Here is a 13,669-nt window from a genome sequence, read left to right on the forward strand (position 1 = left end):
AATGTTAGAAGTTATAGATATTCATAAAAATTTTGGAAGAAAAAAAGTATTAAATGGGGTTTCTTTCACTGCTGATAAAGGAGATATTACCTGTCTGATCGGAATTAACGGAGTCGGCAAAACAACCATATTGAATTCTATCATGAATTTAACACCCATTAAAAAAGGAGAAATCTTGATTGATGGACAGCCGCAATCTCCCAGTATGTATAATAAGATTGCTTTTATCCCAGATGCTTCTATTATATTGCCAGGTATGACCGTTCAGGAAGCAATTGATTTTATGAAAGATTATTATTCTGTCTGGAACGATAAGCGAGCAAAAGATTTGATCCGTTTCTTTCGCTTGAAGGCAACTGATAAAATACAGGATTTATCAAAAGGAAATCAAGCGAAAATTAATTTGCTTGTTGGTTTATCTTTGGATGTGGATTACATATTGATGGATGAGCCTTTTTCGGGAATCGATATTTTTACGAGAGAACAGATTGCAGAAGTTTTCAGCAGTCGTTTGGTGGAAGATCGAGGTGTGTTGATTACCACACATGAAATTGCTGACATCGAGCACTTGATCGATAAAGTGGTTTTTCTTGATGATGGTGCCATTATAAAAGAATTCTATGCTGAAGAAATGAGAGAAAACGAAGGCATGTCTGTAGTAGATGTCATGAGGGAGGCTTTCAACGCATGAAAAAGCAATTACAATATTTTATTAGGTTAGTGAACTTTGAGTTTGAGCGGATGTACAAATTTCTATTAGGTATTATGATTATTCTAATTTTATCAAACTTTGCTGGATACATTATAGGCCCGCTTAATTATGTTAGTAAAGCAAATGAAACGATGAAATTAGAATCATTAAGTACTACACAATATATAGAAACTTATGGTTCATTTTCGTTAGAAACCCTTACAAGATCACTTTGGATTCTTGGTCCAATAGCTTTAGGCATTATAGGTTTTTTATTCTATTCTATCTTTATCTGGTACCGGGAATGGTTAGGAAAAAATACATTTATCTATCGATTATTAATGTTGCCAACATCTAGAATGCATATATACTTTGCCAAACTACTCATTATTTTCGTAGGCATCTTTAGCTTACTATCTTTACAGATCATTTCACTGTGGATTGGTAGTTTCATAATATCCAGTTTAACACCACCAGAATTTTTTAGTGCTATGACTGTAAGTGAAGTTGTTAGAACGGGAATTATTTTCCCTATGATTCTTCCTAATACTTTAGAAGTATTCTTAGGAATTTACAGTCTAGGCTTAGTAGCTATTTCAGTTTTATTTACAATCATCTTACTTGAAAGAAGTTACCGTATTAAAGGCTTCCTCCTTGGGATCTTTTATGCTCTAGCAAGCATTGGATTTATAATTTCTCCAAATTTAGTCTCATTAATAGCTAAAAATAATTATATTCTATTTAATTCTGAATTAATTATTATAGTTGTAATTTTTGCTCTTATTGTTGGTTTAGTCTCCCTGCTAATTAGTAGGTATCTACTGAAAAACAAAATCACTGTTTAGAAAGGACTGAAAAGAATGTCAAAATATTTAAAGTTGATTGCTTTCTTAAGTTTTACTGTAGTGACAATGAGCGTGTACAGCATTATGCAAGCAATGGCTCAATCTGTTGAACCTTTAGAGTTGATCACACTTGAAGGAGATGAAACATACGCAGACGACCTTTATCTAGCTGGATATGTAAATTCTGATGTCAATACATTAAATCCAGGCTTTACTTATGGACATGGAAAATTCAACTATGTTGCAGACCTATCTTTTTTTAATCAGCTCGATCACTCATTAAATCCATTAGTCAATGAATTAACAAATGAATATCGTTCTTTTTTAAGAGGAAAAAGTCCATATGGAACTTTTAAAGAATCTGAAACACATATTCTTTATGCAGGCACAGCATCGGATGTCTATTGGCCTGGAGAATTAGATAATCAATTAATTATTTCTGTACTGGATAAACTTACAAACGAAGAAAGTTCCTATACACTTTCGTTGCCTGAAGATTCGGAAAATTCTAGTTATCTAGATGTAAGAGATACTTATATTCAATATCCAAATATGTATTTTACAATCGGTTCTTATAATGTAGCTACTGAATCCAATGAATTTAATATATACGCTGTAAATTTAGAAGCGGCAGAACCGCAATTAAACCTTATACAATCTATCGATCCGCAATTAAATGAAGTGAACGGTGGAGATTACGAGCAACAAAATCTTGATTCAAGATATCTAGAATTAACTTCAGTTGATTACGAAACAACTGGTCAGCCAGTTTCTGGAGAACTGTATATTTATGATTATATAGAAGATAAAATGCTCAATATTCCAGATCTGGAGACATTGAACTCTCCTCGTATTTTTTCTACTGAAGAAGGTCTCTTTATCCTGAATCCTACGGAACAAAAATATGAGGTTTATCAAGCAGACACAGCAACTGATCCAGTCAGCTTATCTAAAGTCAGCGAGATTAGTTCTTCTGATTCAAACAGCCAATTAATCCCTTCTTTTATCTCTAACGGTCTTCTTTATTCTTATGAAGAAGCCTATACAGACTTAACCTCCCAAATCGGAAATTATACGATCAACATACAGATAAATGATCTCAACACTGGAGAAGTTGTCTACCGCGGTGAGTTCGTTTCACCTGATGGACAAAATAATGACGTTCATGTTGATTATCTGGATCAATTTGGATTAATAGAATAACCCGCTTTCTCAGCTATTCTCTGATACAATATATCAGAGAATAGCTTTTTCCTTTATTCTTTACTGTTACTCTATACTAAGGGGCACGGATATGAACACTTCTTTTAAACTGAAACAATTCAACTCAAACAAGGAATCTCTTTCACCAAATTTACAGAATCAACTGTCGTCGATTCTCTCTAAACTGCACTCTAACTGTTATCGCCAGATTATTGCTGCTTCCAAAGATAAAAGTACAATCGGCTTAGCCTTAAGTTGGGAAAATCCATTTCATCCACATGCAGATTATCTGAAAGTTTACTTAGATGAGTCTGCACAAGAAACGAATGCTCTACAAAAACAGCTTCTTACTCAACTAGAACAAAACGCTACATCTTCTTCAGATCGATTCATCTATTCTTTAATGAACGATCAATATAATATCATTTCATTACTTGAATCCAGTGGTTATGAATTGATCAGAAAGACCTATGAACCTACATTGGCTATCGATGATTGTCTAATTCATATAACTGAACCTTCTCATTCCACTGTTCTCACTTACAAAGAGGCTCTGAGTAATTCTAGTTTAAAGGTTGAACTTTTTCATCTGCTGAAGAGAAACTACGTAAATACTCATCAGGTTAATCCAGCAGCTGACTTGACACTTTCAGAATGGGAATCACTTTTTTTACATGAACAACCTGATCTGGACTTAAGTCTCATTGGATTGACCAATGGATCCATTTCTTCTTATATAACTGTCTTTTCTTCAGATCAAAATTCTGTTGAAATTGCTTGGGTAGGTTTGGATGAAGAAACGCCTATTTCTTATTTAGAATTAAAGCAGCTCTTCAAAAAACAACTGGAACTGTTCAAAAGTAAGGGAGTTAATTCTATTGAGACAGAAATCGATACGACTGATTACTATGCTTGTGGGTTATTTTCTTTTATAAAGTTAACTGAACTTGAATCTTTCCATACTTATAGAAAAATGATCTAGCTAGATCATTGCGTATTCATCTAGATTTTCTTAATATAAATTGTTATACTGTTTGAAATTATACATCTTATTTTCAAGCAATCAGCAACTTATATAATCAACTTTAGATTGGATGAAATCATGTCAACTTCTATCAGACACTCATTAACACAAAGCAATCGCATCGTAATAAAAGTTGGAACCAGTACGATTATGTATCCAAATGGATCCATTAATCTTCAGCGACTTGAAAAACTTGCTTTTGTATTAAGCGACTTGAAAAATCAGGGGAAACAAGTCATTCTGGTATCTTCTGGAGCAATTGGAGTAGGATTGTCTCGCATGAATCTCACAGAACGACCCGTAACGATTCCTGAGCAACAAGCCATTGCAGCCATTGGACAAACAGAATTAATGAATTTATATAGTCAGTTTTTCTATCATTATGGTCATCAAATCGGTCAAGTTTTATTGACGAAGGATGTAATTGACTTTCCTGTTAGTCGAAAAAATACTGCAAATACATTTGAACAGTTGTTAATCAAAAATGTTATTCCCATTGTGAATGAAAATGATACAGTCTCTGTTGAAGAGTTGGATCATCTGACTCGTTTTGGTGATAACGACACCTTATCTGCTATTGTATTAGAAATCACGGATGCAGACTTACTCATCCTTTTATCTGATATTGATGGGTTCTATGATAAGAACCCAATGAACCATGAAGATGCACTGCTTTTTGATACAATCCATGAAATTACGGATGCAACCTATGCATTAGCGAATGATTCAGGATCACGTTTCGGAACTGGCGGTATGACTACTAAATTGAATGCTGCGCAACAAGTTCTAGAAGAACAAAAACAAATGGTTTTAGCGAATGGAGAAGATCCTACGATCCTCTTTCGTATATTAGCCGGTGAACAGATTGGTACTTTATTCATCCCTACTCAGAAAGGAGAACCACTGCTATGACATTGATTAACTTAGGAAAAAAAGCAAAAGATTCGACTAAATTCCTTGCTTACGCTTCGACTAAAGATAAGAATGAAGCTTTAAATAAAATGGCTCAGTCTTTACTGGATCATAAAGAACAGATTTTAAAAGCTAACCAGAAAGATACAGCTGCTGCTGCAGATAACGGAATTGCGGAGACTATGTTGGATCGTTTAACACTGACTAATGAGCGGATCACTGCTATGGCTGATGGTTTAAGAGATATTGCGTTGCTTTCTGATCCGATTGGCTTAGTCAAACAGATGTGGACGAATGAAGCAGGGTTAAGAATCGGTCAGCAGACTGTGCCGCTTGGTGTTATTGGAATCATTTATGAATCACGGCCTAACGTAACCTCTGACGCTGCGGGACTATGCTTCAAGTCAGGAAACGTTGTAATCCTGCGTGGAGGAAAAGAAGCTTTTCATTCAAATAAAGCGATAGTTGAAGTGCTGCAAAAGGGATTAGAATCTACCACTTTCCCGAAAGAAGTCATTCAACTTGTTGAAGATACTTCCAGAGAGACAGCTCGAAAAATGATGCAGTTGAATCGTTACCTGGATGTGTTGATTCCTCGAGGTGGTGCGAATCTGATTAAAACAGTCGTAGAAAACGCAACTGTTCCAGTTATCGAAACAGGAACTGGAAACTGTCACGTGTATATCGACCAGTCTGCAGAACTTGAAATGTCAAAAGATATTATAGTCAATGCCAAAACGTCTAGACCTTCTGTCTGTAATGCCGCAGAGACCTTACTGATTCACGAACGTGTTGCAGAAGACTTTCTTCCTGTTATTGAGCAAGCTTTAGCAGAATGGAACGTCGAATTACGTGCTGACGAAGCTGCTCAAGCTATCTTTACTCAGTCTGTTCCAGCTACCGAAAAAGATTGGGAAACAGAATTCTTAGATTATATTTTAGCAGTCAAAGTTGTTTCTTCTATTGATGAGGCTATTGCTCATATTAATCACTACAGCACCGGGCACTCTGAAGCTATCGTCACGAGTGACTATAGTGCCAGCCAACGATTCCACAAAGAAGTTGATTCCGCTGCAGTCTACATTAATGCATCGACTCGATTCACAGATGGATTTGAATTCGGATTCGGGGCTGAGATTGGGATCAGTACCCAAAAACTTCATGCTAGAGGACCTATGGGATTACCTGAACTCACTTCAACCAAATATATAGTATTTGGTGAAGGTCAGATTAGATAATCATAAAATAAAGGTTCGTAAAACAGATTTTCATAGCTGCTTTACGAACCTTTTTCTCTATCAATAATTATTTCATCATTTTCGTTTGAGTCTCTTTAGTAATGTCCATCATAGACTGGAAAAACTTTGTCAGTTCTTCTTCAAACTGCTTGTCTTCCAGACGATCGACATTTTTAGCAATCACTTTCTGTTCTCGACTGGCATCTAGCACAGGTAATTCATGCTGTCTTTTATACTCTCCCACTTTCAATACTGTTTTTAATCGAGCTTCGAATAGCCTTGTCAGTTCCTGATCGATCGCATCAATTTCATCTCTGTATTGTTCTAACTCACTCATGATGTTGTCCTCCCATCATCAAGTCCATCAATCCAAGGGCAGTAACGGCTTCTAATACAGGCAAGACACGTGGTACGATACACGGATCATGTCGCCCTTCTACTTCAAGTTCCGCTGCTTTACCCTCTTCGACGTTAATGGTCTGTTGTTTTTTCTTAATAGAAGCAGGTGGTTTTACAGCTGCCCTGAACACAACGGGCATACCATAAGTAATCCCACCAATAATACCGCCATTATTATTTGAACGAGTCTTGATCTGTCCATGTTCGTCATAGTAGTATTCATCATTTGCTTCTGACCCTCGCATCTTCGTAATATCAAACCCTGTTCCGAATTCGATCCCTTTGATGGCCGGGACTGCAAAAACTAAGTGCGCAAGTTGAGACTCTACGGAATCGAAAAACGGATTTCCATAACCTGCATCTAGTCCTAATACAAATGTTTCAACCACTCCACCCACAGAGTCGCCATCTTCTTTTGCTTCTACGATCAAATCTTTCATTTCTGTTTCTTTTTCAGCATTAAATAATGGCAATTGCTGTTCCTTGAAAGATCGAATCTGTTCCAATGTCACTTCTTTTTGATCAGCGAACGATTCATCTTCAATCATCCCGATCGACTGGATATGCGCGCCAACCGTTACGCCTTTTTGTGCCAGCCATTGTTTGCAGATGGCTCCTGCAAAAACTAGCGGCGCCGTAATTCTACCAGAAAAATGGCCACTTCCTCTATGGTCATTATGTCCTTTGTAACGTACCCGTCCAGGATAATCTGCCTGTCCCGGTCGCATAACATTTTTAAGTAAACTATAGTCTTTTGAGCGTGTATTCGTGTTCCAGATGATAGCAGTAAGTGGTGCTCCAGTTGTTTTTCCATCTAATAGGCCACTTAGAATTTCTGGTTGGTCCTTTTCTTTTCTTGGTGTAGTCAGTTCATTTCTGCCGGGTGCTCTTCTTGCCATTTCAAACAGTACTTGCTCCATATCTACTTCTAACCCTGGTGGCAGACCATTGATTGTAATCCCGATCGCTACACCATGAGATTCTCCAAATATTGAGACTTGTACATTTTTACCCCATATTCCACTCATGTATTTCTCCTCCTACATTTTGAAAAACTTCCCAGAAATCGGGATAAGATTTTTTAACACATTCTGTATCTTTAATGATGATCGGTTCCTGACATATAGTTGAAGCAATCGCCAGCATCATCGCCATGCGGTGATCTTTATGGCTCCAGACCTCTTGACCACCTTTTAATATTGAAACACCTTCGATATGCAAGTCAGCTCCTACAACTTTAATCCGAGCCCCCAAAGCAGCCAGCTCTTTTTGAGTAGCAATTAAGCGATCACTTTCTTTGATCCGAAGTCTGTCCAGATTGATCAGTCTTGTTTTGCCTTTACTCAAGGCAGCAACTAGGGCAACGACTGGAATAATATCTGGCACTTGAGCACCATCAATCACTCGTTCATCCGCTTGCTGACTTAAGTCTTCCAATATCTCTACGATTTCCCGGTCGCCTTGTAGTGAGTAGTCGTTTAGTCCTTCGACTGAAATCTCATTAGCCAACGTTCGAGCACTTAACCAGAAAGCAGCTTGCGAATAATCTCCTTCTATTTTGTAGTCCTGTGCTTGATACGACTGGTTTCCTTTTATTTTGAAAAACTTGTATTCTTTGTCGTGATTAATTTCTATCCCAAATTCTTTAAGTACAGTCAGAGTCAGATCGATATATCCTTTTGATTCTAGATGCGTAGTCATTTTGATAACAGATTCTCCGTCAAGCATTGGCAGTGTCAGCAACATACCCGTAATAAATTGAGAACTGATATCTCCAGCCATTTCATAAACACCTGGCTTCAAGCGGCCTTCAATTGTTAAGTCGAGCAGTTCTGTAGGTGCTGGCTCATATCTCAAGGACTGATTTTCAAACATTTCCTGATAGGGTTCAAGCGGTCGTTGGCCAAGCTTTCCTTTGCCTACAAAACGTGTTTCTCCTTCAAATAGAGTCGCTAATGGAACGAGAAATCGGAGTGTAGAACCCGATTCGTTACAATTGATTTCCTGACTGCGCCTAGTTATGCCCGTACCAATTCCGTCAATAGTCAGTGTGTCTCCATCATGCAGGATCACTGCTCCAAATGCTCGCATTCCTTCAATTGTTGCTTTGATATCATCCGATAACTGGATATTACTGATTACACTTCGCCCATCTGCCAGACTAGCACAGATAACTGCTCGGTGGGCCATGCTTTTCGAAGGAGGAACGGTAACTGTTCCTTTTAACTTTTTTGGAATAACTTTTAAAGTCGTCAATTCGTTGTTCCTCCTGTCTTTAATGCATCAAAAAACTGTCGATTTGTCTTAAGCTTTTGAGCTTGTCCAATTTCATTTAGTAGAATGACATTTAAACTGCCTTCAAAGTTCTTTTTATCTTTTTTAATGTAAGTTAAGATTTTTGCATAGTCTCTTGGTTCTGCCAGTTTTGTCGGTAAGTGATTTTTTTCTAAAATAGAAATGATTTTTTCAGTTGTGCCACTTTTTGTCAGAGATTTCTCTTCAGCAATTTTTGATAGTTCAACCATTCCAATCGCAATGCCCTGACCATGAGAATAGGTTTCATAGTTATAGTAAGCTTCGATAGCATGACCGAGTGTATGACCGAAATTCAGCAGCATCCGTTCACTTGTATCCTTCTCATCTGCCTGAACGACTTCTTTTTTAATCGTACAGCACTTTTCGATAATATACTCAATCTGTTCCATCACTTCTTCTCTTGAAGATAAGTCCATTAAAAGGTTAAAAAATGGTTCATCTTTTATACAGCCGTATTTGATTACTTCCGCCATTCCATCTGCAAAAGACAAATCGGTCAACGTTTCAAGTACTAAGGGATCAATCAGGACAAGTTTAGGATGGTAAAAAGCCCCAACTAAATTTTTTCCTTCGGGTAAATCAACACCGACTTTGCCGCCGACGCTGCTGTCTACTTGCGCAAGCAGCGTCGTTGGAATCTGCACGAAAGAGATCCCTCTCAAATAAGTTGCAGCTGCAAATCCCGTAATATCCCCTACTACTCCACCACCCAGTGCGATGATCAGATCACTTCTCGTTAAGCCAAATTCTATCAGTTGACTATAAATATTAGGCATTGAACTGAATGCCTTCGTTTGTTCTCCAGGCGGCAAGACGATGCACTGAACGTCATATCCCGCCGTTTTCAATTGATTTAAAACTGTTTCACCATAGTAACCGTGAACTGTCTCATCTGTTACAACCATGATTTTTGAACCATCAAAGATTTGAGCAATTTCATTACCCACTTTATCTAGGAGTTGTTTTTCGATTTTTAAAGCATAACTTGTCTCATTTGCAGGAATCGCTACAGTGATTTCAGGCATGTTTTACCTCCTTAATATTATTTTGTCAAGATTGCTGATGCTTCTTGGATAGAACGTCCTTCAATTTCAGCTAGTTTGCGAGCTTTCACCATTAGTTCTGCAAATTCGTCTGGTGTCAGACATTGTTCTCCGTCACTCCATGCATTTGCAGGATCGTCATGTACTTCGATCATTAACCCATCCGCTCCGGCTGCAATTCCTGCTTTTGCACCAGCTTCAACCAAGTAAGACATTCCACCAGCATGACTTGGGTCAATAATAATTGGTAAATGAGACAACTTTTTGATTACTGGTACAGCTTGAATGTCCAATGTGTTTCTAGTCTCTGTTTCAAAGGTACGAATACCGCGTTCGCATAGGATAACATTCTCATTTCCTTCAGACATAATGTATTCCGCTGACATCAACCATTCTTTGTATGTGGCAGATAATCCCCTCTTCAACAAGACCGGTGTCTGTGTTTTTCCTACTTCTTTTAATAAATCAAAGTTCTGCATATTGCGGGCACCAATCTGAATCATATCAACTGAATCCACAAATTCATCGATCCATTTCGTAGACATCAGCTCTGTTACGATGGGTAATCCCGTTTCCGCTTTAGCGGCTTGAAGCATTCTTAGTCCCTCTAATTCTAGTCCCTGGAAACTGTATGGAGATGTTCTAGGCTTGAAAGCTCCACCGCGCAGGAAATTCGCACCCGCTGCTTTGATTCTTTTCGCCACATGAATAATCTGTTCCTCACTCTCTACAGAACAAGGTCCGGCAATAATCCCTAATTGGCCGCCACCGATTGCTTCTTTATCGATTTGGATGGTTGAGTTTTCTGGGTGGAATTTTCTGTTGGCACGTTTGTAAGGTTCTTCAACGCGTACAATCTGTTCTACTTCTTTCAATGCTTGCAGTTGATGCATATCAATGCCACTCGTATCTCCGATCAGTCCTAAAAAATCTCTCTTGATATCTGAAAAATGGCTGACAGATACTCCTTTTGCTTCTAGTCTTGCGGTTACCTCTTCAATTGCTTTAACTGAAATTCCTTGTTTTAATACAATAATCATTTTATATTCTCCTCATTTTTAGTCTTTTATTTTGTAAAGACACCAGACCATTACAGGCTCGTATCGCTCTTCCACTTGGTGTTCTGGATGCTTCTCCTTTTCGTATACATCTTCACTGATAATTGTATACTTCAGTTTTTTCTTTTTAAAAGCTGTCCAGGCTTTATACTTACTGTCTGTATAGCTGATAATCGTTTCATCGGCTTCCTTTTCTAAATACTTTTTCATAAAAATCATCGTGGCTGGATGAATCATTGTGGTGTTTTCGACATATTTTGTATTTTTCACTAGCACCATCGGCTTTGTTTTCTTTTTGAAGACTTCAATCAACTCGACTTGATCCCAGTAATCGTAATTGAATTCTTTCCAGCCATATTCTCTTCTAGCACTTTTAAATGCGACTGGAAATAATACGTGCTGCCCTTTTATCTGCTCTAAATTATGTAGCAGACTGTCAAAAGACGGATACTCAACGATATCATCCTCCTCTGATTTGAGAAGCGACTCTGCTGCTGCGTAGCTGTCTGTGCTGTTTGGTCCTAAAGTATGGATGATCATTTTGGCTGCTCCTTCTTTTTTTATTTTGGCTCGAACGGGCCTTTGTAAATCGGTGACTACGCTCGCTTTCGCTCGCCTAGTACTTTGCCCGTAACTCGCTTTGCTCGAACGAGCAAAGCAAAAAGCCGCATTCGTCTTCTTTAGAAGATCGAATGCGGCTTTGGTTTATATTCACTCATAAAATGTTGTTATTTTACTTGTGCGCCCCATTCGATTTCTCTGAAATCTATGGGACGCTGTTGTCAGCAGCTTAAAGCTCTCTAGCCTCCATAGATTTGGTTCTAAAGAAGCTAAAGTAATAACTATTCAATTGTGGGGACATTTTGATTTGTAATTGTGCGTTCATCTCTGTTTCTCCTCAATTGATCGATATCAGCTGTTGTTCAACTGTGTCCCAATACTAGCAAGTAGATTTAAAGATGTCAACAGAAATCATGAATTTTTTTCAAATTATTTTTTAATAAAACTTTCTGACCTCTTATTTTCTTATATAGAATCATGCTGAATTTTATAATTCTAATAAGATATTTTTTTAAATTTTAAGTATTCGGTTTATTTTTTATTTGTATTTTATTTCTCTTTTGTCTATACTTCAAACCAATATCTAAAACTTGAAAGGAGTCTGTTATGGAATTTTACGGATTGTTTGGAGAGTCTCTATCGCACAGTTTATCTCCTGAATTACATAAATCAATTTATCATAAAACAGGGATTGAAGCAGCCTATAAAACTTTTCCTTTCCCGCCAACTCAATTACAACAAGCTGTAGAAGGGATTCGCGTGTTATCTCTCACTGGTGTGAATGTAACCATTCCTTATAAAGAAAAAATCATTCCTTATTTAGACGAGTTGGACCCCTTTGCCGAAAAGTTGCGCGCAGTGAATACGGTTCAGAACCAAAATGGCAAATTAGTCGGCTATAATACAGATTATGCTGGATTTGGACTAATTTTTACTCGAAGAAATTGGAAGTTGAAGGATAAAAGTGTAGTCATCTTGGGAACAGGGGGTGCTGCAAAAATAGTTGAAGCTTATTTAATTGATCAGGGAGTCAAGCAAATAATAATCGTTTCAAGGTCTCCTGAAAAATATAAAGATACTCCCATTACCACCTATACCAGCTATAATAATATCCAGTCACTCAGCGGTGACTTTTTGATTAATACGACCCCTGTTGGAATGTATCCAAATGTAGATGATACACCAGTGACTGAATCAACTATCCAACGTTTCGGTACATTGGTTGACCTGATTTACAACCCTCAGGAAACAAAGTTTTTGTCACTAGGACATCATCATAATAAACAGACTGCAAACGGACTAGATATGTTGGTCGGTCAAGCAGTACGTGCAGTAGAAATCTGGGAAACTCTCTCTATTGAAGAAAGAATTATTGATGAATTGATTGAGAAATTTAAAAAGAAACGAGTGGATGCTAATGAAGACTAATCTTGTCCTGATTGGTATGACAGGAAGCGGAAAAAGTTGTATCGGTCAGCTGTTAAGTACTAAACTATCTACTGCATTTATTGATACTGATCAGTATATCGAACAAATGACAAACCAGACAATTCCAGAGTTATTTGAAATCAGTGAACAATACTTTCGAAATGTCGAGACAGAAGTATGCAAGAAGCTAGCTTCCGAAGTTACGTATACTGTCTTGTCTTGTGGTGGAGGCGTTATTCTGAAGCAGGAAAACATTCAGGAACTAAGACAGACTGGCTGGATCGTATTCATTGATCGTCCAATAGACCATATTTTTCAAGATATACAGACTAAAAACAGACCGCTTTTAAAAGACGGAAAAGATAAACTATACCAATTATATAAAAACCGCATTGATCTTTATAGAGAAGCAGCTGATTTCATTGTAGAAAATCATTCTACAATGGACGATGTCATTCAAGAAATTGAAAAATATTTTATAGAAACTATTCAAAAAGGAGAACTAAAATGAACCTTGTCATCATTAATGGACCCAATTTAAATTTCCTTGGCATACGTGAGCCAGATATTTACGGAACTCAAACGTTAAAAGATATTGAACAGAAAATACAGAGCTACGCTGAGGAACGTGGACATACTTGTTCTTTTTTTCAAAGTAATTCTGAAGGTATGCTAATTGATCGTATCCAAAAAGCGCATTTAGACGAAGCAGATGGAATTATTTTGAATCCTGCCGCCTATACTCATTATAGCTATGCCATTCATGATGCCGTTAAAGCTGTTTCTTTACCAACGGTCGAAGTCCATTTGAGTGCCATTCACGCTCGTGAATCATTCCGCAAAGAATCAGTAATTGCTCCAGCATGTATTGGCCAGATTTCAGGGTTCGGCGCTACAGGATACACGCTAGCGATTCATGCATTAGAAGAAACCAGAATTAAAGGAGGGTAA

Annotated in this window: 15 protein-coding genes; 9 read left to right on the forward strand and 6 right to left on the reverse strand. The window is 37.6% G+C overall.

Annotated elements, in window-relative coordinates; genetic code table 11:
• Nucleotide 1 precedes the first annotated feature (1 nt).
• The 6 genes from BKP56_RS02370 to BKP56_RS02395 all read left to right on the forward strand — a co-directional run bounded on the left by BKP56_RS02370 (nucleotide 2) and on the right by BKP56_RS02395 (nucleotide 5,913).
• On the forward strand, nucleotides 2-691 hold the full coding sequence (locus BKP56_RS02370) for an ATP-binding cassette domain-containing protein (RefSeq protein ID WP_072693545.1): 690 nt from the start codon (nucleotides 2-4) through the stop codon (nucleotides 689-691).
• Entirely contained in the window at nucleotides 688-1,536 is an 849-nt protein-coding gene (locus BKP56_RS02375; protein WP_072693546.1) for a hypothetical protein, read from the forward strand. The genes BKP56_RS02370 and BKP56_RS02375 overlap by 4 nt, the downstream gene beginning before the upstream one ends.
• Before the next feature lie 15 nt (nucleotides 1,537-1,551).
• Nucleotides 1,552-2,739, forward strand: coding sequence for a hypothetical protein (locus tag BKP56_RS02380; RefSeq protein WP_072693547.1), 1,188 nt, complete (start codon nucleotides 1,552-1,554; stop codon nucleotides 2,737-2,739).
• Between the two features lie 91 nt (nucleotides 2,740-2,830).
• On the forward strand, nucleotides 2,831-3,721 hold the full coding sequence (locus tag BKP56_RS02385) for a hypothetical protein (protein WP_072693548.1): 891 nt from the start codon (nucleotides 2,831-2,833) through the stop codon (nucleotides 3,719-3,721).
• Between the two features lie 132 nt (nucleotides 3,722-3,853).
• The gene (gene proB, locus BKP56_RS02390) at nucleotides 3,854-4,675 is read left to right on the forward strand and encodes a glutamate 5-kinase (RefSeq protein WP_198034014.1); all 822 of its coding nucleotides are present in this window, start codon (nucleotides 3,854-3,856) and stop codon (nucleotides 4,673-4,675) included.
• A complete protein-coding gene (locus tag BKP56_RS02395; protein ID WP_072693550.1) occupies nucleotides 4,672-5,913 on the forward strand; it encodes a glutamate-5-semialdehyde dehydrogenase in 1,242 nt (413 codons plus the stop codon). The genes proB and BKP56_RS02395 overlap by 4 nt, the downstream gene beginning before the upstream one ends.
• Before the next feature lie 67 nt (nucleotides 5,914-5,980).
• Here the strand turns inward: BKP56_RS02395 and BKP56_RS02400 are convergent, their stop codons facing one another.
• Genes BKP56_RS02400 through BKP56_RS02425 form a run of 6 tightly spaced genes read right to left on the reverse strand, consistent with a single transcriptional unit; the run spans nucleotide 5,981 to nucleotide 11,269 of the window.
• Complete coding sequence (locus BKP56_RS02400) at nucleotides 5,981-6,250, reverse strand: chorismate mutase (RefSeq protein WP_072693551.1); 270 nt, start codon at nucleotides 6,248-6,250, stop codon at nucleotides 5,981-5,983.
• On the reverse strand, nucleotides 6,243-7,340 hold the full coding sequence (gene aroC / locus BKP56_RS02405) for a chorismate synthase (protein ID WP_072693552.1): 1,098 nt from the start codon (nucleotides 7,338-7,340) through the stop codon (nucleotides 6,243-6,245). Before aroC ends, BKP56_RS02400 begins: the two co-directional genes overlap by 8 nt.
• Entirely contained in the window at nucleotides 7,321-8,568 is a 1,248-nt protein-coding gene (gene aroA / locus BKP56_RS02410) for a 3-phosphoshikimate 1-carboxyvinyltransferase (RefSeq protein ID WP_072693553.1), read from the reverse strand. Before aroA ends, aroC begins: the two co-directional genes overlap by 20 nt.
• On the reverse strand, nucleotides 8,565-9,653 hold the full coding sequence (gene aroB, locus BKP56_RS02415) for a 3-dehydroquinate synthase (protein WP_072693554.1): 1,089 nt from the start codon (nucleotides 9,651-9,653) through the stop codon (nucleotides 8,565-8,567). Before aroB ends, aroA begins: the two co-directional genes overlap by 4 nt.
• A 17-nt stretch (nucleotides 9,654-9,670) precedes the next feature.
• The gene (gene aroF / locus BKP56_RS02420) at nucleotides 9,671-10,711 is read right to left on the reverse strand and encodes a 3-deoxy-7-phosphoheptulonate synthase (RefSeq protein WP_072693555.1); all 1,041 of its coding nucleotides are present in this window, start codon (nucleotides 10,709-10,711) and stop codon (nucleotides 9,671-9,673) included.
• 18 nt (nucleotides 10,712-10,729) lie between these two features.
• Nucleotides 10,730-11,269: a hypothetical protein gene (locus tag BKP56_RS02425; protein WP_072693556.1), complete on the reverse strand. Its 540-nt coding sequence runs from the start codon at nucleotides 11,267-11,269 to the stop codon at nucleotides 10,730-10,732.
• A gap of 627 nt (nucleotides 11,270-11,896) precedes the next feature.
• Between BKP56_RS02425 and aroE the strand changes: the two genes are divergently transcribed.
• From aroE to aroQ, 3 genes are read left to right on the forward strand one after another with little or no spacing between them, the layout of a single operon-like run.
• Nucleotides 11,897-12,718, forward strand: a complete 822-nt coding sequence (gene aroE, locus BKP56_RS02430; protein WP_072693557.1) for a shikimate dehydrogenase — start codon at nucleotides 11,897-11,899, stop codon at nucleotides 12,716-12,718.
• Nucleotides 12,708-13,229, forward strand: a complete 522-nt coding sequence (locus BKP56_RS02435) for a shikimate kinase (protein ID WP_072693558.1) — start codon at nucleotides 12,708-12,710, stop codon at nucleotides 13,227-13,229. Before aroE ends, BKP56_RS02435 begins: the two co-directional genes overlap by 11 nt.
• Complete coding sequence (aroQ, locus tag BKP56_RS02440; protein ID WP_072693559.1) at nucleotides 13,226-13,669, forward strand: type II 3-dehydroquinate dehydratase; 444 nt, start codon at nucleotides 13,226-13,228, stop codon at nucleotides 13,667-13,669. Before BKP56_RS02435 ends, aroQ begins: the two co-directional genes overlap by 4 nt.

The organism is Marinilactibacillus sp. 15R (assembly GCF_001895285.1).
In the GTDB taxonomy this organism is placed as follows: Bacteria; Bacillota; Bacilli; order Lactobacillales; family Carnobacteriaceae_A; genus Marinilactibacillus; species Marinilactibacillus piezotolerans.